General features: G+C 72.2%; 18 protein-coding genes. 15 read left to right on the top strand and 3 right to left on the bottom strand.

What is annotated here, in order from left to right; genetic code table 11:
- Positions 1-15: 15 nt before the first annotated feature.
- The 14 genes from Q392_RS00645 to Q392_RS00580 all read left to right on the top strand — a co-directional run bounded on the left by Q392_RS00645 (position 16) and on the right by Q392_RS00580 (position 16909).
- On the top strand, positions 16-435 hold the full coding sequence (locus tag Q392_RS00645; protein ID WP_038200323.1) for a F0F1 ATP synthase subunit epsilon: 420 nt from the start codon (positions 16-18) through the stop codon (positions 433-435).
- 253 nt (positions 436-688) lie between these two features.
- Complete coding sequence (locus Q392_RS00640; protein WP_038200505.1) at positions 689-1858, top strand: ROK family protein; 1170 nt, start codon at positions 689-691, stop codon at positions 1856-1858.
- Positions 1855-3360 (top strand): sugar ABC transporter ATP-binding protein, encoded by a 1506-nt coding sequence (locus Q392_RS00635; protein WP_038200322.1) that lies wholly within the window; start codon positions 1855-1857, stop codon positions 3358-3360. Before Q392_RS00640 ends, Q392_RS00635 begins: the two co-directional genes overlap by 4 nt.
- The gene (locus tag Q392_RS00630; RefSeq protein WP_038200320.1) at positions 3347-4369 is read left to right on the top strand and encodes an ABC transporter permease; all 1023 of its coding nucleotides are present in this window, start codon (positions 3347-3349) and stop codon (positions 4367-4369) included. Before Q392_RS00635 ends, Q392_RS00630 begins: the two co-directional genes overlap by 14 nt.
- 134 nt (positions 4370-4503) lie before the next feature.
- The gene (locus tag Q392_RS00625) at positions 4504-5466 is read left to right on the top strand and encodes a substrate-binding domain-containing protein (protein ID WP_038200318.1); all 963 of its coding nucleotides are present in this window, start codon (positions 4504-4506) and stop codon (positions 5464-5466) included.
- A gap of 168 nt (positions 5467-5634) precedes the next feature.
- Positions 5635-6660, top strand: a complete 1026-nt coding sequence (locus tag Q392_RS00620; protein WP_038200317.1) for a sugar phosphate isomerase/epimerase family protein — start codon at positions 5635-5637, stop codon at positions 6658-6660.
- Between the two features lie 82 nt (positions 6661-6742).
- Complete coding sequence (locus tag Q392_RS00615; protein WP_038200316.1) at positions 6743-7894, top strand: Gfo/Idh/MocA family protein; 1152 nt, start codon at positions 6743-6745, stop codon at positions 7892-7894.
- An 18-nt stretch (positions 7895-7912) separates the two neighbouring features.
- Positions 7913-9373 (top strand): xylulokinase, encoded by a 1461-nt coding sequence (xylB, locus tag Q392_RS00610; RefSeq protein WP_038200315.1) that lies wholly within the window; start codon positions 7913-7915, stop codon positions 9371-9373.
- A gap of 78 nt (positions 9374-9451) precedes the next feature.
- The gene (locus tag Q392_RS00605; RefSeq protein ID WP_157007672.1) at positions 9452-10132 is read left to right on the top strand and encodes a DUF3617 domain-containing protein; all 681 of its coding nucleotides are present in this window, start codon (positions 9452-9454) and stop codon (positions 10130-10132) included.
- A gap of 72 nt (positions 10133-10204) precedes the next feature.
- Positions 10205-11278: a ligase-associated DNA damage response exonuclease gene (locus tag Q392_RS00600; RefSeq protein WP_051952644.1), complete on the top strand. Its 1074-nt coding sequence runs from the start codon at positions 10205-10207 to the stop codon at positions 11276-11278.
- Positions 11275-12921 (top strand): ATP-dependent DNA ligase, encoded by a 1647-nt coding sequence (locus tag Q392_RS00595; RefSeq protein ID WP_038200314.1) that lies wholly within the window; start codon positions 11275-11277, stop codon positions 12919-12921. The genes Q392_RS00600 and Q392_RS00595 overlap by 4 nt, the downstream gene beginning before the upstream one ends.
- The gene (locus Q392_RS00590; protein ID WP_038200313.1) at positions 12918-15509 is read left to right on the top strand and encodes a ligase-associated DNA damage response DEXH box helicase; all 2592 of its coding nucleotides are present in this window, start codon (positions 12918-12920) and stop codon (positions 15507-15509) included. The genes Q392_RS00595 and Q392_RS00590 overlap by 4 nt, the downstream gene beginning before the upstream one ends.
- A 99-nt stretch (positions 15510-15608) precedes the next feature.
- The gene (pdeM, locus tag Q392_RS00585) at positions 15609-16322 is read left to right on the top strand and encodes a ligase-associated DNA damage response endonuclease PdeM (RefSeq protein ID WP_038200312.1); all 714 of its coding nucleotides are present in this window, start codon (positions 15609-15611) and stop codon (positions 16320-16322) included.
- Complete coding sequence (locus Q392_RS00580; protein WP_051952595.1) at positions 16319-16909, top strand: Crp/Fnr family transcriptional regulator; 591 nt, start codon at positions 16319-16321, stop codon at positions 16907-16909. The genes pdeM and Q392_RS00580 overlap by 4 nt, the downstream gene beginning before the upstream one ends.
- A 9-nt stretch (positions 16910-16918) precedes the next feature.
- Here Q392_RS00580 and Q392_RS00575 read toward each other — a convergent pair whose 3' ends face one another.
- From Q392_RS00575 to Q392_RS00565, 3 genes are read right to left on the bottom strand one after another with little or no spacing between them, the layout of a single operon-like run.
- A complete protein-coding gene (locus Q392_RS00575) occupies positions 16919-17461 on the bottom strand; it encodes a TPM domain-containing protein (protein ID WP_084216731.1) in 543 nt (180 codons plus the stop codon).
- Entirely contained in the window at positions 17461-18384 is a 924-nt protein-coding gene (locus tag Q392_RS00570) for a TPM domain-containing protein (protein ID WP_038200311.1), read from the bottom strand. Before Q392_RS00570 ends, Q392_RS00575 begins: the two co-directional genes overlap by 1 nt.
- Before the next feature lie 22 nt (positions 18385-18406).
- A complete protein-coding gene (locus Q392_RS00565; RefSeq protein WP_051952594.1) occupies positions 18407-19006 on the bottom strand; it encodes a LemA family protein in 600 nt (199 codons plus the stop codon).
- Between the two features lie 67 nt (positions 19007-19073).
- Here Q392_RS00565 and Q392_RS00560 point away from each other — a divergent pair, with 67 nt between their 5' ends.
- A complete protein-coding gene (locus Q392_RS00560; RefSeq protein WP_051952592.1) occupies positions 19074-19874 on the top strand; it encodes a hypothetical protein in 801 nt (266 codons plus the stop codon).
- Positions 19875-19892 lie beyond the last annotated feature (18 nt).

Genomic DNA, 19892 nt, shown 5'->3' with positions numbered 1-19892 from the left:
TAAGAGGCAGCGAGCATGGCAAACACCATTCACGTCGACGTCGTCAGCGCCGAGGAGTCCATCTACTCGGGCGAGGCGAGGTTCGTCGCGCTGCCCGGTGAAGCCGGCGAGCTCGGCGTCTATCCGCGCCACACCCCGCTCATCACCCGCATCCGTCCCGGCGCCGTGCGCATCGAGACGGCCGACGGCGGCGAGGAATTCGTCTTCGTCGCCGGCGGCATCCTGGAGGTGCAGCCGAACTGCGTCACGGTGCTGTCCGACACCGCCATCCGCGGCAAGGACCTGGACGACGAGAAGGCCAACGCCGCCAAGCGCGCGGCCGAAGAGGCGCTGAAGAACGCCAAGAGCGACATCGACATCGCCATGGCGCAGTCCGAGTTGGCGGTGATGGCCGCGCAGATCGCGGCGCTGCGCAAGTACCGTCAGAAGAAGTGAAAAGCGCCCGCAGGCGGCCGCCCGCCTGCCCGCGCTTCCAGCCAAAGCCGCCTCCGGGCGGCTTTTTCTTTGGCATCTCGGCATCACTTCGGCTCAAAATGGGCTGAAGTTAAGTCTTGTCTGGCCAAAGCGCGCTCCCTAGCATTCGCCCACTTCGCGCTTCCGGCATCGGCAAGGCGCCCGACGCGGAGCAAGAAGAGACATGCACGGAGACACACGCTTGGCCCCCTGGAACGGCCTGTCCACGCCCGAGATGCAGTTGCTGCAGACCACCTTCTGGTCGGCCGGCGGCTCGCGCCATGGCATGGCGGCGCGGCTGGGCTTTTCGCGCAGCAAGGCCAACTCGCTGATCGCAGGGCTGCTGGACCAGGGGCTGCTCTCCGAAGCCGGCCAGCGCGAATCCACCGGCGGGCGGCGCGCCGAGCACCTGTGCCTGCACGCGGACCTTGGCCTGCTGCTGGCGGTGGACATCGGCGCCACCAGCCTCGACGTGGCCGTGCTCCAGCCCGACCTCACCGTGCTGGCCCATGCGGCGGAGCCGGCCGACGTGCGCAAGGGTCCCGGCGTGGTGCTGGCGCGCGTGCGGGAGCTGATGCGTGAACTCCTCGGGCGCTGCGGCGCGCAGCCCGCGCGGGTGCTGGGCATCGGCATCGGCGTGCCCGGCCCGGTGGACTTCGACAGCGGCCAGCTCGTCAACCCGCCGCTGATGCCCGGCTGGGACGGCTTCTCGATCCGCGACTACCTGCGCGAGGAGTACGGCGCCCCGGTGTTCGTCGACAACGACGTCAACCTGATGGCGCTGGGCGAGCTGTGGCGCCTGCAGCGGCAGTTGCCCAACTTCCTCGTCATCAAGATCGGCACCGGCATCGGTTGCGGCATCGTCTGCCACGGCGAGGTGTACCGCGGCGCGGCCGGTTCGGCCGGCGACGTGGGCCACATCTGCGTGGACCACGACGGCCCGCGCTGCCACTGCGGCAACGTCGGCTGCGTGGAGGCGATGGCGGCCGGCCCGGCGATCGTGCGCATGGCGGTGGCAGCGGCCGAGGCGGGCCAGAGCCCGCTGCTGGCCGAGCACCTGCGCGCGCACGGCCGCATCGACGCGGTGGACGTGGGCCAGGCGGTGCGCGCGGGCGACGTGGCGGCCAACGGCATCATCCAGCGCGCCGGCGCGCTGGTCGGGCAGATGCTCGCGTCGGTGGTCAACTTCTTCAACCCGTCGCACGTGTTCATCGGCGGCGGCATCACGCACATCGGGCCGCTGTTCCTGGCGGCCGTGCGGCAGAGCGTCTACCAGCGCTCGCTGGCGCTGTCGACGCGGCACCTGGAGATCCAGTACACGCCGCTGGGGCCGCAGGGCGGCGTGATCGGCGCCGGCGTGCTGGCGATGCACGAGTCGCTCAAGGTCGGGAGGGCGATCGCATGAACACCCAGGGCGTCGCCGTCGCCTTCGACAACGTGGTCAAGGCCTTCGGCCCGGTGCAGGTGCTGCACGGCGTGAGCTTCGACCTGGCGCCCGGCCGCGTCTACGGCCTGCTGGGCGAGAACGGCGCCGGCAAGTCCACGCTGATGAAGATCCTGGCCGGCTACGAGCCGCTGACCGGCGGCGAGCTGCGCGTCAACGGCCAGGCGCAGCAGTTCCGCAGCTCGCGCGACGCCGAGGCGCTGGGCATCGTGCTGATCCACCAGGAGTTCAACCTGGCGGAAGACCTGAGCGTGGCCGACAACATCTTCCTCGGCCATGAGAAACGCAAGGGCCTGTTCCTCGACGACCGCGCGATGCGCGCCGAGGCGGCCGCCGCGCTGGCGCAGGTCGGCCTCGCGGTGGACCCGGCGACCAAGGTGCGCCGCCTGATCGTGGCCGAGAAGCAGCTGGTCGAAATCGCCAAGGCCATGGCCCGCCACGCGCGCCTGCTGATCATGGACGAGCCCACCGCCACGCTGACGCCGGGCGAGACCGAGCGGCTGTTCGGCCTGATCGCCCAGTTGCGCGCCGAGGGCGTGACCATCGTCTACATCTCGCACAAGCTCGACGAGGTGGAGCGCGTGACCGACGAGGTGATCGTGATGCGCGACGGCCGCTTCGTCGCGCGCGCGCCCACGCACGAGCTGACGCGCCACCAGATGGCCAACCTGATGGTCGGCCGCGAGATCGCCGACCTGTACCCGCCGCGCGACCCCATGCCCACCGGCGGCGTGCCGGCGCTGCGCGTGCAGGATTTCAGCGTGCCCGGCTGGGCGCAGAACATCGACTTCGAGGTGCGGCCCGGCGAGATCCTCGGCTTCGCGGGCCTGGTCGGCGCGGGCCGCACCGAGCTGTTCGAGGGCCTGCTCGGCCTGCGCCCGGCCAGCGGCACCGTCGAACTGCAGGGCCGCACCGTGCGCCTGCATTCGCCGCGCGAGGCGGCCCGCCACGGCCTGACCTACCTGAGCGAGGACCGCAAGGGCAAGGGCCTGCACGTGGCCTTCGGCCTGCGCGAGAACCTGACGCTGATGGCGCTGGAGCAGTACGCCCGTCCCTGGCTGCGGCCCGAGGCCGAGCGCGCCGCGCTGGCCACCGCCGTCAAGGACTACGGCATCCGCGCCGGCTCGCTGGAGGTCAAGGCCGCCTCGCTCTCGGGCGGCAACCAGCAGAAGCTCGCGCTGGCCAAGGTGCTGCAGCCGCGGCCCAAGGTGGTGGTGCTCGACGAGCCCACGCGCGGCGTGGACGTGGGCGCCAAGCGCGACATCTACTTCCTCATCCAGCGCCTGGCCCGCGAGGGCCTGGCCGTCATCGTCATCTCGTCGGAGCTGATGGAACTCATCGGCCTGGCCCACCGCGTCGCCGTGATGCGCGCGGGCCGGCTGGAGGCCACGCTGCCCGGCGAGGGGCTGACCGAAGAAACACTCATCGCCTACGCGACAGGGACCGCCCATGCCGAAGCCTGACACGCCCACCGCCGCCGCCGAGGGCGCCGCGCACCGCGCCGAATCCAAGCCGCGCTGGACCGAGCGCCTGCACGGCCTGGGCCCCGTCATCGGCCTGGTGCTGCTGTGCATCGCCGGCGGCGTGCTCAACAGCGACTTCGCCACGCTCGACAACCTGATGAACGTGCTCACCCGCACCGCCTTCATCGGCATCATCGCGGTGGGCATGTGCTTCGTCATCATCTCCGGCGGCATCGACCTGTCGGTGGGCTCGATGGCGGCGCTGATCGCGGGCAGCGTGATCCTGTTCATCAACTGGGCCGGGCCGGCGACGGGATCGCCGCTGCTGGCCGTGGTGCTGGGCGCGGGCCTGGCGGTGCTGCTGGGCGCGCTCTTCGGGCTGGCGCACGGCCTGCTCATCACGCGCGGGCGCATCGAGCCCTTCATCGTCACGCTGGGCACGCTGGGCATCTTCCGTGCCTACCTCACCTACTTCGCCAACGGCGGCGCGATCACGCTCGACAACGACCTGTCGGACCTCTACGCGCCGGTCTACTACGCGAGCCTGCTGGGCATCCCGGTGCCGGTGTGGGTCTTCCTGCTGGTGGCGGTGGCGGGCGCCGTCATCCTCAACCGCACCGCCTACGGCCGCTACGTGCAGGCCATCGGCTCCAACGAGCAGGTGGCCCGCTACGCCGCCGTGCACGTCGACCGCGTGAAGACGCTCACCTACGTGCTGTTGGGTGCGTGCGTGGGCATCGCCACGCTGCTGTACGTGCCGCGCCTGGGCTCGGCTTCGCCCACCACCGGCCTCCTGTGGGAGCTGGAGGCCATCGCCGCGGTGATCGTCGGCGGCACGGCGCTCAAGGGCGGCGCCGGCAGCATCACCGGCACGGTGGTCGGTGCGATCCTGCTCTCGGTCATCAGCAACATCCTCAACCTCACCAGCATCATCAGCGTGTACCTCAACGCGGCGGTGCAGGGCTTCGTGATCATCGTGGTGGCCTTCTTGCAAAGAGGCAGGCGATGAACGCGGGGCATCCGCCCGCCCGCCCCGTTCGGGCTGAGCCTGTCGAAGCCGCGCGCCGCGCTTCGACAGGCTCAGCGTGAACGGGTGAAGAACCTTCCCGTGTCAGTGAACTTTCAACCCAGGAGACATCCAGCATGACATCCATCACCCGTCGCATCGCCCTCACGGCCGTCGCTGCCGCCGCGCTCGCCAGCGTGCCCGCGCTGGCCGCCGAGAAAGTGAACCTGGGCGTGTCCATCCCGGCCGCCACGCACAGCTTCATGGGCGGCATCAACTACTGGGCGAACCAGGCCAAGAAGGACCTGGAGAAGCAGCACAAGGACCTGAAGATCACCATCAAGACGGCCGCCAACGCGCAGGAGCAGGCCAACCAACTGCAGGACTTCAGCACCGTCACCAAGATCAACGCGCTGGTGGTCTTCCCCTTCGAGTCGGCGGCGCTGACCAAGCCGGTGGCGCAGGTCAAGGCCAAGGGCGCGTACGTCACGGTGGTCGACCGCGGCCTCACCGACACCAGCGCGCAGGACGCCTACGTGGCCGGCGACAACACCGCCTTCGGCAAGATCCCGGCCGAGTACATCGCCAAGCAGCTGAACGGCAAGGGCAACGTCGTCGCACTGCGCGGCATCGCCACCACGCTGGACAACGAGCGCATGGACGCCTTCAACAGCGTGCTCAAGAACCACCCCGACATCAAGCTGCTGGACGCCAAGTACGCCAACTGGAACCGCGACGACGCCTTCAAGGTCACGCAGGACTACCTGACGCGCTTCAAGGAGATCGACGCCATCTGGGCGGCCGACGACGACATGGCGGTGGGCGTGCTCAAGGCCATCGAGCAGGCCAAGCGCAAGGACATCAAGATCGTCTTCGGCGGCGCCGGCGCCAAGGGCATGGTCAAGACCATTCTCGACGGCAAGGACCCGCGCATCCAGGCCGACGTGAGCTATTCGCCCAAGTTCATCTACGACGCCATCAAGCTCACTGCCGAGGCGCGGCTGAAGGGCGAGAAGCTGCCCGAGACCACCATCATTCCTTCCGTACTGATCACGAAGGAAAACGCCAAGGACTTCTACCACCCGAACTCGCCGTTCTGAACGACCCACCCCCAGTCTTCGCGGACTTCGTTCCGCTCCGCCAACCCCCTCAAGGGGGCACCGCCTGCGGCCTGGCAGAGCCAGTTCCGCGGCGGTTCCCGCATGGCCTGCTCCGCGGCCGCCAGAGGGGATGCGAGGTGGAGCGAGTGCCGAGCAAAGGAAACCCGAATGCCACGTCCCGTCACCCTCTTCACCGGCCAGTGGGCCGACCTGCCGCTGGCCGAGCTGGCGCCGCTGGCGCGGCGCATGGGCTACGACGGGCTGGAGCTGGCCTGCTGGGGCGACCACTTCGACGTGCAGCAAGCGCTCGCATCCGAGACCTACGTCAAGGACAAATGGGCGCTGCTGCGCGAGCACGGCCTGACCTGCCTGGCCATCGGCAACCACCTGGTCGGGCAGGCCGTGTGCGACCTGATCGACGAGCGCCACCGTGCCATCCTGCCGCCGCACGTGTGGGGCGACGGCGAGCCGGAAGGCGTGCGCCGGCGTGCGGCGAGCGAGCTGGCCGACACGGCACGCGCCGCCGCGAAGTTCGGCGTGAAGACCGTCACCGGCTTCACCGGCTCGTCGATCTGGCACGCGACCTACGCCTTCCCGCCCACCTCGCAGGCGTACTGGGACGCGGGCTTCGCCGACTTCGGCCGGCGCTTCGGGCCGATCCTCGACACCTTCGAGCAGCACGACGTCAACTTCGCGCTCGAGGTGCACCCGACCGAGATCGCCTTCGACATCGCCTCGGCCGAGCGCGCCATCGAGGCGGTGGGCGGGCACCGCCGCTTCGGCTTCAACTTCGACCCCAGCCACCTCGCCTACCAGGGCGTGGACTACGTGCGCTTCATCCGCCGCTTCGCCGACCGCATCTACAACGCCCACATGAAGGACGTGTGGTGGGGCAGGGGCGACGGCACGGTGGGCGTGTTCGGCGGCCACACCAGCTTCGGCGACGCGCGGCGCTTCTGGGACTTCCGCAGCGTCGGGCGCGGCATGGTGGACTTCGAGGCCATCATCGTCGCGCTCAACGACATCGGCTACGCCGGGCCGCTCTCGGTGGAATGGGAGGACAGCCGCATGGACCGTGTTCACGGCGCCACGGAGAGCGCCGCCTTCTGCCGCCGGCTGGATTTCCCTGCCGCGGCCGGCGCCTTCGATGCCGCATTCGACAAGGCCGCGCAAGGCGGCATGGCCGGCTCATGACGACGATGAGCCCCCACGCTCCCCACTTCGTGTGGTCGCTGCCCCCCGAGGGGGCCGCTTTTCATCTTGGGGCGGCCCGGCGATGAAAAGACTGCGCTACGCGATGGTCGGCGGCGGCCAGGGCGCCTTCATCGGCGCCGTGCACCGCAAGGCGCTGGCGCTGGACGGGCAGGCCGAGCTGGTGGCCGGCGCGCTGGCCTCCACGCCCGAGCGCGCCCATGCATCGGGCCGCGAGCTGGGCCTGGCCGACGACCGCAATCACGCCGACTGGCAGGCGCTGCTCGATGACGAACTGAAGCGCCCTGCCGATGAGCGCATCGACTTCGTCTCCATCGTCACGCCCAACCACCTGCACTACCCGGTGGCGAAAGCCTTCGCCGAGGCCGGCCTCCACGTCGTGTGCGACAAGCCGCTGGTGCACACCAGCGAGCAGGCCGCCGAACTGGCACGCATCGTCGAGCGCAGCGGCAGCGTGTTCGGCGTCACCTACAACTACGGCGGCTACCCGATGGTGCGCGAGGCGCGCGCGCTGGTGCAAAGCGGTGCCATCGGCGACATCCGCAAGGTCGTCGTCGAGTACCACCAGGGCTGGCTGGCGACGAAGCTGGAAGACGGCGGCGACAACAAACAGGCCGCATGGCGCACCGACCCGGCCCGCAGCGGCGCGGCCGGCGCGCTGGGCGACATCGGTTCGCACGCCGAGAACCTGGTCGCCACCGTCACCGGCCTGGAGACCGAGCGCCTGTGCGCCGACCTCGGCACCTTCGTGCCCGGCCGCCGGCTGGACGACGACGCCAGCATGCTGCTGCGCTTCCGCGGCGGCGCGCGCGGCGTGCTGGTCGTCTCGCAGATCGCCGCCGGCTGCGAGAACGGCCTGCGCCTGCGCGTCTTCGGCACCACCGGCACGCTCGACTGGCGGCAGGAAGAACCCAACACGCTGCTGCACGCGCCACTGGACGGCCCGCCGCGCCTGCTCACGCGCGGCTCGCCGTGGCTGAGCGAATCGGCGCGCCTGGCGACGCGGTTGCCCGCGGGCCACCCGGAGGGCTTCATCGAGGCCTTCGCCAACGTGTACCTCGGCGTGATCGCGCACATCCGCGCGCTGCAGCAGGGCGCGGCGCCCGATCCGATGCTGGCCGACTACCCGACGCTGGCCGACGGCGCGCGCGGCGTGCGCTTCATCGAGAGAGCATTGGAAAGCGCCGCCAGCGTACAGAAGTGGACCGATTTCTAGGCTAGCGTCGGGGACATCATGTTCCTCGGCATCGACCTCGGCACCTCCGGCCTCAAGGCCATCGTGCTCGACCGCACGCAGCGCGTGCTGGCCAGCGCCTCGGCGCCGCTCACGGTGCAGCAGCCGCAGCCGCTGTGGCGCGAGCAGGCGCCGGCCGACTGGTGGCAGGCCTGCGAGACGGCGCTGCATGCCGTGCTGGCGCAGGTGGACCGCCAGCGCATCGAGGCGATCGGCCTCTCGGGCCAGATGCACGGCGCCACGCTGCTCAACGCGCGCGGCGAGGTGCTGCGCCCGGCCATCCTGTGGAACGACGGCCGCGCCTGGCGCGAGTGCGCTGAACTGGAAGCGGCCGTGCCCGCGGCGCGCGGGATCACCGGCAACCTGATGATGCCGGGTTTCACCGCGCCCAAGCTGGCATGGCTGCGGCGGCACGAGCCGGCGGTGTTCGATCGCGTGGCCCATGTGCTGCTGCCCAAGGACTGGCTGCGCCTGCGCCTGACGGGCGAGTTCGCCACCGACCTCTCGGACGCGGCCGGCATGCTGTGGCTGGACGTGGCGCGCCGCGACTGGAGCGACGAACTGCTGGCGGCCACCGGCCTCACGCGCGCGCAGATGCCGCGGCTGCGCGAAGGCCCAGAAGTGACCGGCCGGTTGCGCGAGGACATCGCCGATCGCTTCGGCCTGCAGCGCATCCCGGTGGTCGCCGGCGGCGGCGACAACGCAGCCGGCGCCGTCGGCGTCGGCGTGGTGCGCGCCGGCCAGGCGATGCTGTCGCTGGGCACCTCCGGCGTGTGCTTCGCGGCCACCGACCGCTTCCTCGCCAACCCGGCGCAGGCGGTGCACAGCTTCTGCCATGCGCTGCCGGCCACCTGGCACCTGATGTCGGTGATGCTGTCGGCCGCGGCCTGCCTGGACTTCACCGCGCGCCTGGTCGGCGCCGAGGTGCCGCAATTGCTGGCCGAAGCCCAGGCGCGCGGCCTGAACGACGACACGCCGCTCTTCCTGCCCTACCTGAACGGTGAGCGCACGCCGCACAACAATCCGGCGGCGCAGGGCGTGTTCTTCGGCCTGACGGCGTCCACCGACCGGGCGGACCTGTTCAACGCCACGCTGGAAGGCGTGGGCCACGGGCTGGCGCAGGGCCTCGGCGCGCTGGAGGCGGCCGGCGCCGACTTCGGCGGCGGACTCACGCTCATCGGCGGCGGCTCGCGCAGCGCGTACTGGGCGCAGATGCTGGCGGATCTCTCGGGCAAGACCTTGCTGCGGCGGGCCGGCGGCGAGGTCGGTCCGGCGCTCGGCGCCGCGCGGCTGGCCTGGATGGGCTGCGAGGGCATCGACGCGGACGTGGCCTGTCCCGAGCCGGCGCTGGTCGCTGCGCATGCGCCCGATGCCGCACGCCACGCCCTGCTGCACGAACGTGCCGCGCGCTTCGACGTGCTCTACCACCGCGTCGCCCCCTGCTTCCCGGCGGCGGCCTAGCGCGAACAGGCTATTCCGGGCGCACGGCAAGGCCGGTACAACCGCGCCGTTGTGTTCCGCTGCGAAGAGGCCCGCCCCATGCCATCGTCCTCCATGCCCTGCCGCCCCTGCCTGGCGGCGCTGCTCGCGCTTGCCATGGCGGGTGCGGCCGCCGGCCCCGCCTTCCCCGAGCGCAAGCCCGGCCTGTGGGAAATGCGCACCAACGCCGAAGGGCCGCGGAAGGACAAGGAGATGGTCGTCACCCAGTGCGCCGATGCCGCCACCGACAAGGCGCTGCAGGAATACGGCCTCTCGCAGCCGAAGATGAACCGCAAGTTCTGCAAGGAGCAGATGCGCAACGAGGCCGGCAAGATGCTGGTCCACACCGAGGTCTGCAAGCAGAGCGAGACCACCGTGACGCGCCGCATCGTCATCTCCGGCGACTTCAACAGCGCCTACCGCGTGCAGTCGCACACCACCTACGAGCCGATGCCCAAGACCTCGCCGCCCAGGGACGACATGGTGGCCGAGATGCGTTGGCTCGGCGCCTGCCCGGCCGGCATGAAGCCGGGCGACATGGCGATGCCCGGCGGCATGAAGATGAACATCGCGGACCTCACCGCCCTGGGCGGCATGGCCAGCGGGATCATGCGCACCGGCCCCGACGCCCGCCCCGGCGAGATGACCCTGCCCGACGGCACCAAGGTCGACATGGAGGCGATGAAGCGCATGGCCGCCGAGATGCAGAAGCGCATGCCGGCCGCCGCCTCCGGCAAGTAGGCCGCCGCCCACGGCGCGGACGCGCCCTTGGCCGGTGCGTTGCGCGGCGGCGCGGGGCCTACCATCGCCGCCATGGCCGACGAGACCCTGCCGCCCGCCGCCGCGCCGCCACGCCCGGACGATCTCGTCATCGCCCGCCCCGAGGGCCTGTACTGTCCGCCCGGCGACTTCTACATCGACCCCTGGAAGCCGGTGGCGCGCGCCGTCGTCACCCATGGCCATTCCGACCATGCGCGCCCGGGCCACGCGCACTACCTCGCCCATACCGACAGCGAAGGGGTGCTGTGCCAGCGGCTGGGTGCGGACATCACGCTGCAGACCCTGGCCTACGGCGAGACCATCGAGCACCGCGGCGTGCGCGTGTCGCTGCACCCGGCCGGGCACGTACTGGGCTCGGCCCAGGTGCGGCTCGAACACGGCGGGCGCGTGTGGGTGGCCTCCGGCGACTACAAGACCGAGCCCGACGGCACCTGCGTGCCCTTCGAGCCCGTGCCCTGCGACACCTTCATCACCGAGTCCACCTTTGGCCTGCCGATCTACCGCTGGCCCGCGCAGCCGCAGCTCTTCGCCGAGATCGACGCCTGGTGGCGGCGCAACGCGGAGGAGGGCCGCGCCTCGGTGCTCTTCTGCTACGCCTTCGGCAAGGCGCAGCGCATCCTGCACGGCGTGGATGCGTCCATCGGCCCCGTCGTCGTGCACGGCGCCGTCGAGCCGCTCAATGCCGTCTACCGCGCCGCTGGCGTGGCGCTGCCGCCGACGCTGCGCGTCACCGATCCGGGCGTCGATGCGGCGCTGCTGAAACGCGCGCTGGTGCTGGCGCCGCCCTCGGCGCAGGGCACGCCCTGGCTGCGTCGCTTCGGTTCCTACGCCGATGCCTTCGCCAGCGGCTGGATGCAGTTGCGCGGCACGCGCCGCCGGCGCGGCGTGGACCGCGGCTTCGTCATGAGCGACCACGCCGACTGGCCCGGCCTGGAGCGCGCCATCGGCGCCACCGGCGCGCAGCGCGCCATCGTCACCCACGGCAGCGTGGCCGTGATGGTGCGCTGGCTGCGCGAGTGCGGGCTCGATGCGCAGGGCTTCGCCACCGAGTACGGCGAGGAGGACGGGCAGGCCGCTGGCGACGCAGGCGAGGGCGCGGCCGCATGAAAGCCTTCGCCGCCCTCTACCGCGACCTGGACGCCAGCACCTCCAGCCTCGCCAAGCAGGCCGCGCTGCAGCGCTACCTGCGCGCCGCGCCGCATGAAGACGCGGCCTGGGCCGTCTACTTCCTCGCCGGCGGCAAGCCGCGCCAGCTGGTGCCCGTCAAGCTGCTGCGCCTGCTGGCGCAGGAGGCGGCCGGCCTGCCCGAGTGGCTGTTCGAGGAGAGCTACCAGGCCGTCGGCGACCTGGCCGAGACCATCGCGCTGCTGCTGCCGCCGCCCGACGACGCGCACGACCTGGGCCTGGCGCAATGGGTGCAGGCGCATCTGCTGCCCCTGCGCGGCGCCCCCGCCGACGAACTGCCCGAGCGCCTGCGCACCCAGTGGCGCCGCCTCGCGCCCGACGAGCGCCTGGTCTACTTCAAGCTCATCACCGGCGCCTTCCGCGTCGGCGTGTCGAAGCTGCAGGTCACGCAGGCGCTGGCGGCGGTCGGCGGCGTGGACGCCAAGCGCGTCGCGCAGCGCCTGATGGGCTACACCCACATCGGCGCGCGGCCCGACGCCGCGGCCTATGCCGCCCTGATCGCGCCCGAGGCCGCGCAGGAGCGCGAGGCGCAGACCAGCGGCCAGCCGTACCCCTTCTTCCTGGCGCATCCCTTCAACGTCGACGTCGCGCAGTTCGATGCGCTGCTCGGTCCGCCCGCCGGCTGGCTGGTCGAGTGGAAGTGGGACGGCATCCGCGCGCAGTTGGTCAAGCGCGCCGGCCAGGTGTGGCTGTGGTCGCGCGGCGAGGAACTGGTGACCGAGCGCTTCCCCGAACTCGCCGCGATGGGCGAGGCATTGCCCGACGGCACCGTGCTCGACGGCGAGATCGTGGTCTGGCGCGACGGCAAGGCGCAGCCCTTCGCCGACCTGCAGAAGCGCATCGGCCGCAAGACGCTGGGCCCCAAGCTGCTGCGCGACGTGCCGGTGGTGCTGCTGGCCTACGACCTGATCGAGCACGCGGGCCGCGACCTGCGCGCGCTGCCGCAGGACGAGCGCCGCGCGCTGCTCGACAACCTGCTGCGCGAGGTGAACCACCCGCTGCTCATCCCCAGCCCGGTGATCGAGGGCGACGACTGGCCCGCCCTGGCCCGCCTGCGCGAGTCGGCCCGCGAGCGCGGCGTCGAGGGCATGATGCTCAAGCGCCGCGACGCGCAGTACGGCGTCGGCCGCACCAAGGACGTGGGCGTGTGGTGGAAGTGGAAGATCGACCCGCTTAGCATCGACGCCGTGCTGGTTTACGCGCAACGCGGCCACGGCCGCCGCGCCAGCCTCTACACCGACTACACCTTCGCCGTGTGGGACGGGCCGCCCGGCAGCACCGATCGCAAGCTGGTGCCCTTCGCCAAGGCCTACTCCGGCCTCACCGACGCCGAGATGGCGCGCGTCGACGCCGTCATCCGAAAGACCACCGTCGAGAGCTTCGGCCCCGTGCGCTCCGTGAAGCCCACGCTCGTCTTCGAACTCGGCTTCGAGGGCATCGCCCGCAGCACCCGACACAAGAGCGGCATCGCCGTGCGTTTTCCTCGCATGCTGCGCTGGCGCGAGGACAAGCCGGTGGAGGAGGCCGATACGCTGCAGACGCTGGAGGCGCTGCTGCCGCCATGAAGCGCCCGCTCGCCGACTGGTTCACCGCCCGCGCCTGGAAGCCCTTCGCCTTCCAGCGCGAGGTGTGGCGCGCCATCGGAAAGGGTGAAAGCGGCCTGCTGCATGCGACCACCGGCGCCGGCAAGACCTATGCGGTGTGGCTCGGGGCGCTGCAGGCCTTCGCCGCGGCGTCCGAGGGCGGCAGGCCGCCGCCGCTCACCGTGCTGTGGCTCACCCCCATGCGTGCGCTCGCAGCCGACACGCTGCGCGCGCTGAAGGAGCCGCTCGAAACCCTCGCGCCACAGTGGTCCGCCGGCGCGCGCAGCGGCGACACGCCCTCGGGCGAGCGCGCCGCGCAGGACAGGCGCCTGCCCACCGTGCTCGTCACCACGCCCGAAAGCCTGTCGCTGATGCTGGCCCGCGCCGATGCGCGCGAGATCTTCCGGCACCTGAAGCTGGTGGTGGTCGACGAATGGCACGAGCTGCTGGGCAACAAGCGCGGCGTGCAGGTGCAACTGGCGCTGGCGCGGCTGCGCGGCTGGCATCCCGCGGTGCTCACCTGGGGCATGTCGGCCACGCTGGGCAACCTGCACGAGGCGATGCACACGCTGCTGGGGCCGGGCGCGCAGGGCACGCTGGTGCAGGGCCAGGTGCCCAAGAAGCTGGTCGTCGATTCGCTGCTGCCGGGCCGCGCCGAGCGCTTCCCCTGGGGCGGGCACCTCGGCATCACCATGCTGCCGCAGGTGGTGGCCGAGATCGAGGCCAGCGCCACCACGCTGGTCTTCACCAACACCCGCTCGCAGGCCGAGCTCTGGTACCAGGCCCTGCTGGACGCGAAGCCCGAGTGGGCCGGCGTCGTCGCGCTGCACCACGGCTCGCTCGACAAGGCGGTGCGCGAGTGGGTCGAGCTGGGCCTGAAGAGCGGCCAGCTCAAGGCGGTGGTCTGCACGTCGAGCCTGGACCTGGGCGTGGACTTCCTGCCGGTCGAGCGCGTGCTGCAGATCGGCTCGCCCAAGGGCGTGGCACGGCTGCTGCAGCGCGCCGGCCGCTCGGGCCATGCGCCGGGCCGGCCCTCGCGCGTGACCCTCGTGCCCACGCACAGCCTGGAGATCGTCGAGGGCGCCGCGGCGCGCGACGCCATCGCCGCCGGCCACATCGAGTCGCGCCACTCGCCCGAGGAACCGCTGGACGTGCTGGTGCAGCACCTCGTCACCGTGGCGCTGGGCGGCGGCTTCCGGCCCGAGGATCTGCTGGCCGAAGTGCGCCGCACGGCGGCCTACGAACACCTGTCCGACGAGAACTGGCAGTGGTGCCTGGACTTCGTGCGCCAGGGCGGCCCCTCGCTCGCCGCCTACCCTGACTACCACCGCGCCGTGCCCGACGCCGGGGGCGTGTGGCGCGTGCCCGACGCGCGCCTGGCGCGGCGCCACCGCATGAACATCGGCACCATCGTCAGCGACGCCAGCATGAGCGTGCAGTTCGTCGGCGGCGCGCGCATCGGCAGCGTGGAAGAAAGCTTCGTCGCCCGCATGAAGCCGGGCGACTGCTTCCTCTTCGGCGGCCGCATGCTGGAGCTGGTGCGGGTGCACGAGATGACCGCCTGGGTGCGCCGCGCCACCGGCGGCCGCCCCGCGGTGCCACGCTGGAACGGCGGGCGCATGCCGCTGTCCACCACGCTGGCCGATGCGGTGGTGGACCAGCTCGCCCGCGCCGACGCCGGCCGCTTCGACGCGCCCGAGCTGCAGTGCGTGCGGCCGCTGCTGGAGATCCAGCAGCGCTGGTCGCACCTGCCCACGCCCGACACGCTGCTGGCCGAGGTGCTGGCCTCGCGCGAGGGGACGCACCTCTTCCTCTACCCCTTCGCCGGCCGCCCGGTGCACATGGGCCTGGCGAGCCTGATCGGCTGGCGCGTGGCGCAGCACGCGCCGCGCACCTTCTCCATCGCCGTCAACGACTACGGCTTCGAACTGCTGAGCGCCACGCCGGTCGACTGGGCCGAGCTGCTGCCGCAGGTGCTGCACGCGGGCCACGACGCGCGCGGCGACCTGCTGCACGAGGTGCTGGCCAGCCTCAACGCCGGCGAGCTGGCGCAGCGGCGCTTCCGCGAGATCGCGCGCGTGGCGGGCCTGATCTTCCAGGGCTACCCGGGCGAGCGGCGCAGCAGCCGGCAGGTACAGGCCTCCTCGTCGCTGTTCTGGGAGGTGCTGCGCAAGTACGACCCGGCCAATCGCCTGCTGGCCCAGGCCGAGGCCGAGCTGCTGGCGCAGGAGCTGGAGATCGGCCGCCTGGCCGCCAGCCTGGCGCGCATGGCCGGCCAGCGCCTGGTGCTGCAGCCGCTGGCGCGGCCCTCGCCCTTCGCCTTCCCGCTGATGGTCGAGCGCTTCCGCGAGAAGCTCAGCAACGAGAACGTGGCCGACCGCATCGCGCGCATGGTGGCGCAACTGGAGCAGGCGGCCGGGGGTGCCGTCGCGCCCGGCGAGGTGGCCTCGGCCACGGCCGACGGCGTGCGCGCGCGGCTGGCCTTCGGGCAGGACGCGCCCGACGGCGCCGCCGGGCCGCGGGTGCCGCGACGGCGCCGTCCGCCCTCGCGCCCGCTGCCGCCGCTGTAGCGCCGAAGCCCACGCGAACGGGCGATTCCCCCATCGTTACACTCGGCCGCGCAGGGAGCGGGTACGAAAAAACGGTTCTTCTGGGACACTGTCCGACCTGTGAGCCGCGCCGCCTCCCCCTCTTCCCTTCCTGCCGCCTGCGAAGCCGTCTGGGCCGGCGAACGCCTGCACCTGCTGGCCGGACGGGCGCTGTGGTGGCCGGCGCGCCGCACCCTTTTCGTGGCCGACCTGCACCTGGGCAAGGCGGCGGCCTACCGGGCGCTCGGCCAGCCGGTGCCCGGCGGCACCACGCAGCAGAACCTGGCGCGGCTGGATGCGCTGATCGCTGCGCAGGCGCCGCAGGCCATCGTCTTCCTGGGCGACTTCCTGCATGCGCCCGAGGCGCGCACCCCGGCGCTGCTGCAGGCGGCGCTGGCGTGGCGGTCGCGGCATGCGGGCATCGCCATGACGCTGGTGCGCGGCAACCACGACAGCCGCGCCGGCGACCCGCCGCCCGCGCTGGACATCGCCGTCGTCGACGAGCCGCACCTCCTCGGCCCCTTCGCCTGCTGCCACCACCCGCAGCGGCACGCCACGCATTTCGTGCTGGCCGGCCACCTGCATCCGGTGTGCAGCCTGCAGGGGCGCGGGCGCGACAGCCTGCGCCTGCCCTGCTTCGTCAGCGAGCCGGGCCTGGCGCTGCTGCCGGCTTTCGGCGAATTCACCGGCGGCGCGTCGATGCCCGCCGCGCCCGGGCGCCGCTTCCATGCCGTGGGCGGGGGCGGCGTGTGGGCGCTGCCGGCACCGGCGCCGGCGCAGGAGACCGAAGCATGAAGGCCTCCGACGACCTGCCGCGCTCCGGCCACCTGCTGCGCGAGGAGGCGGTGCGCATGCTGATGCGCTCGTCCATCGTCGCCGAGCTGGACGCGCACGATGCGCGCCTCGTCATCGACGCCATGCAGCCGGTGCGGGTGCCCGCCGGCACCGTGCTGATGCGCGAGGGCCAGCGCGACGACACCGACTACATGGCGCTGCTGCTCGAAGGCCAGGTGCGCGCCGAGAGCGCCGCTCTGCTGCCCGGCGAGGAAGTGGTCATCTCCATCATCGGCCCCGGCCAGCTCATGGGCGAGATGGGCCTGCTGGACGGGGCGCCGCGCTCGGCCACCTGCACCGCGCTGACGGAGGTGAAGATGGCCACGCTGTCGCGCACCGCGCTGCGCGGGCTGGTGGAGGTCAACCCGGCCGTCGCCTCGCGCCTGCTGCTGGGCCTGGCGCAGGCCATGGCCGATCGCGTGCGCAGCACCAACCGGCGCCTGCGCACGCTCTCGCAGGTGGCGCGGGCGTTGCAGCGCGAGCTGGACGCCACCCACGCCGTGAACCGGCGCCTGCTGGGGCAGGACACCGACATGGGCACTGCCTGACGGCGGCCCTCAGATCACGATCGGCGAATCGGGCAGCTCGTTGCCGCGCGGCGGGGCGTCCTCGCGCGCGGGGAAATGTTCCACCAGCAGCGCCGAGACCTCCTCCAGCGCCAGCGTCAGGCCGTCCTCGAAGCGATGCTCGCCGAAGGCCCGGCCCATGCGCCGCGCCATCTCGCGCCACTGCTGCGGGTCGGCATGCACGTCGATGCCGCGGTCGGCCACGATCTCGATCGCGTGCTCGGCCAGCAGCAGGTAGATCAGCACGCCGTTGTTGTGCTCGGTGTCCCACACGCGCAGCTTGCCGAACTGGGTGACGGCGCGCTGGCGCGCCGGCGCGTCGCGGCGGATGTAGCTCCACGGCAGGCCGGCCTCGATGCAGATGCGGATCTGGCCCGTGTGGCGCCGCTCGCTGGCGGCCACGCGCTCGCCCAGGCGCGCCAGCGCGTCGGGCGGCAGCACGCGGCGCACGTCGGCGCGGTCGGTCAGCCGGTTGCGCAGCAGCCGCTGCAGGCGGCCGGCCCAGGTGGGCGGATAGGTCTTGCGTCCAGGCATCACCAGTCTCCCGAGGCGCCGCCGCCACCGAAATCGCCGCCCCCGCCGGAGCTGAAGCCGCCCCCGCCGCCCCAGTCGCCGGAGGAAGAGGAGGACGAGCCGCTGCTCCAGCCGCCCGAGCCGTAGCCGTGGCCCGAGCCACCGCCGCCGCCGCTGAAACTGGCCGGCTTGGCGAGCAGCGTGTAGCCGAGCGCCAGCAGGCCCGCGATGCCCGACACGACCAGGCTGCTGGTGAACGCGAAGGCCAGCAGCCCGCCCAGGCCGCCGGCGGCGAGCGGGCCGAGGATCGCGCCCATCAGCTTGCGCAGGATGGGGCCGCCGATGAGCACGCCGAAGAACAGGAACAAGATCAGGTGCTCCCAGTCCACGTCCATCAGGCTGCGCTGCTCGTAGCTGGCCGAGGCCACCTCCGGCAGCGCCTCGCCGTCGATGCGGGCGATGAGCTGGTCGGCCGCCGCCATCAGGCCGCCGGCGAAGTCGCCGTTGCGGAAGGCCGGCTTCATCTGCTGGTCGATGATGCGCGCCGCCGCCAGGTCGGGCACCGCGCCTTCGAGCGTCTTGGCGACCTCGATGCGCATGCGCCGGTCGTCCTTGGCGACGATCACCAGCACGCCGTCGCCCACGTCGCGCCGGCCGATCTTCCAGGTGTTGGCCACGCGGTTGGCATACGCGGCGATGTCTTCCGGCGCCGTCGTCGGCACCATCAGCACCACGATCTGCGTGCCCTTGCGCTGCTCGAAGGCAGCGAGCTTGGCGTCCAGTGCCTGCCGGTCGCCCGCCGAGAGCGTGGCGGTCTGGTCGATCACCCGGCCGGCGAGCGCGGGTACGGCCTGCTGCGCCCAGGCTGCCGCCATGAACGCGGCCGAGGCGGCGGCGATCAGGAACAGCGCGCCGAGCGCGCGCCACATGCGCTGGAATGCCATCGGGCTCAGTGCACCTGCGCCGTCACTTCTTCTCGAAGTCCACCGTCGGCGGCCGGGAGATCTCCGCCTCGTTCTGCACGCTGAAGTTCGGCTTCGGGTCGTAGCCGAAGGCCATGGCCGTCAGGTTGGTCGGGAAGCTGCGGGCCAGCACGTTGTACTCCTGCACCGTCTGGATGTAGCGGTTGCGCGCCACCGTGATGCGGTTCTCGGTGCCCTCCAGCGTCACCCGCAGGTCGCGGAAGGCCTGGTTGGCCTGCAGCTGCGGGTAGCGCTCGGCCACCACCATCAGGCGCGACAGCGCGCCCGACAGCTCGCCCTGCGCCTGCTGGAACTTGTTGAAGGCCTCGGGGTTGTTGAGCGTCTCGGGCGTGACCTGGATCGAGGTCGCCTTGGCGCGCGCCTCGATCACCTTCGTCAGCGTCTCCTGCTCGAAGTTGGCCTCGCCCTTGACCGAGGCGACGATGTTGGGCACCAGGTCGGCGCGGCGCTGGTACTGGTTCAGCACCTCGCTCCAGGCGGACTTGCTGGCCTCGTCCAGGCGCTGGAAGTCGTTGTAGCCGCAGCCGGTGAGCAGGGCGGCGAGCAGGGCCAGCGGCAGCCAGCGCTTGAGGATTCGGATCATGGTGGTTCGGCCTCCTTGGCGGCGGCCCGGCGGGCCGCGAGGCGGCAAAGGTAGCATAGGCGCGGCCATGTCCCTCGATCCCCTCCAGGCCCTGCAGGCGGCCAACCGGGCGCCGCCGCGTCCGGCCGATGCCGACCGCACGCTGCTGATCGCCGGCGCCACCGGGCCGCTGGGCAGCGAGATCGTGCGTCGCCTGTCGGGCACCCACCGCTTCGCCCGCACGCGCGTGCTGGCGGCCGAGCCGATGCGCGACGGGCTGCGCGGCGTCGAATCCGTGCGGGTGCCGGCCGGCGCGCCGCTGAGCGACTGGCCGCCGGCCGCGGCCGACGTGGCGGTCGTCGCCTTCGATCCGCCGCGCCTGCGCAACGGCCGCGAACGCGCGCTGTGGGCGCCCGATCCGTCGCAGCTCGGCGAACTGGCCGCCTGGCTGCGCCGCTGCGGCGTGCGCACGCTGGCGGTGGTGCAGCCGCACGACCAGGGGCGGCTTCCCGATGCCCTCAAGCACGGCCTGGCCGATGCCGGCGAGCATGCGCTGGCGGCGCTGGACTTCGAGTGCGTGCTGCTGCTGCGCAGCGCGCGCCGGCCCGCGGGGGCGCCGCGGCTGGCCGCGCTGCACCGCCTGGCGGCGTGGATGCTGTCCGTCGCCCGCTTCATGGTGCCGGCCACCGAGCGGCCGGTGCGCGCGGCCCGCGTCGCCGAGCTGCTGGACGTGGCGCTGGCCCTGGCGCCGCCGGGCGTGCACGTGGCCGCGCCGGAGGTGGTCTGGGCCGCCGCCCAGGGCGACGCGCATGCGGTGGCCGCGCGCTGGCTGCTGGGGCGCGCCGGCGGCGATCCGGTGCCGGCCCGCGATGCCTGGAAAGCCGTCTGAGCATCCCGCGGCGCGGCA

It is taken from the genome of Xenophilus azovorans DSM 13620, assembly GCF_000745855.1.
Lineage (GTDB): Bacteria > Pseudomonadota > Gammaproteobacteria > Burkholderiales > Burkholderiaceae_C > Xenophilus > Xenophilus azovorans.
This window is presented reverse-complemented; position numbering and strand designations above follow the sequence as displayed.

Excerpts from the sequence above, each read along its gene's own strand:
- Q392_RS00645 (WP_038200323.1), top strand. The coding sequence starts at position 16 with ATGGCAAACACCATTCACGTCGACGTCGTCAGCGCCGAGGAGTCCATC.
- Q392_RS00640 (WP_038200505.1), top strand. The coding sequence starts at position 689 with ATGCAGTTGCTGCAGACCACCTTCTGGTCGGCCGGCGGCTCGCGCCAT.
- Q392_RS00635 (WP_038200322.1), top strand. The coding sequence starts at position 1,855 with ATGAACACCCAGGGCGTCGCCGTCGCCTTCGACAACGTGGTCAAGGCC.
- Q392_RS00630 (WP_038200320.1), top strand. The coding sequence starts at position 3,347 with ATGCCGAAGCCTGACACGCCCACCGCCGCCGCCGAGGGCGCCGCGCAC.
- Q392_RS00625 (WP_038200318.1), top strand. The coding sequence starts at position 4,504 with ATGACATCCATCACCCGTCGCATCGCCCTCACGGCCGTCGCTGCCGCC.
- Q392_RS00620 (WP_038200317.1), top strand. The coding sequence starts at position 5,635 with ATGCCACGTCCCGTCACCCTCTTCACCGGCCAGTGGGCCGACCTGCCG.
- Q392_RS00615 (WP_038200316.1), top strand. The coding sequence starts at position 6,743 with ATGAAAAGACTGCGCTACGCGATGGTCGGCGGCGGCCAGGGCGCCTTC.
- xylB (WP_038200315.1), top strand. The coding sequence starts at position 7,913 with ATGTTCCTCGGCATCGACCTCGGCACCTCCGGCCTCAAGGCCATCGTG.
- Q392_RS00605 (WP_157007672.1), top strand. The coding sequence starts at position 9,452 with ATGCCATCGTCCTCCATGCCCTGCCGCCCCTGCCTGGCGGCGCTGCTC.
- Q392_RS00600 (WP_051952644.1), top strand. The coding sequence starts at position 10,205 with ATGGCCGACGAGACCCTGCCGCCCGCCGCCGCGCCGCCACGCCCGGAC.
- Q392_RS00595 (WP_038200314.1), top strand. The coding sequence starts at position 11,275 with ATGAAAGCCTTCGCCGCCCTCTACCGCGACCTGGACGCCAGCACCTCC.
- Q392_RS00590 (WP_038200313.1), top strand. The coding sequence starts at position 12,918 with ATGAAGCGCCCGCTCGCCGACTGGTTCACCGCCCGCGCCTGGAAGCCC.
- Q392_RS00580 (WP_051952595.1), top strand. The coding sequence starts at position 16,319 with ATGAAGGCCTCCGACGACCTGCCGCGCTCCGGCCACCTGCTGCGCGAG.
- Q392_RS00575 (WP_084216731.1), bottom strand. The coding sequence starts at position 17,461 with ATGCCTGGACGCAAGACCTATCCGCCCACCTGGGCCGGCCGCCTGCAG.
- Q392_RS00570 (WP_038200311.1), bottom strand. The coding sequence starts at position 18,384 with ATGGCATTCCAGCGCATGTGGCGCGCGCTCGGCGCGCTGTTCCTGATC.
- Q392_RS00565 (WP_051952594.1), bottom strand. The coding sequence starts at position 19,006 with ATGATCCGAATCCTCAAGCGCTGGCTGCCGCTGGCCCTGCTCGCCGCC.
- Q392_RS00560 (WP_051952592.1), top strand. The coding sequence starts at position 19,074 with ATGTCCCTCGATCCCCTCCAGGCCCTGCAGGCGGCCAACCGGGCGCCG.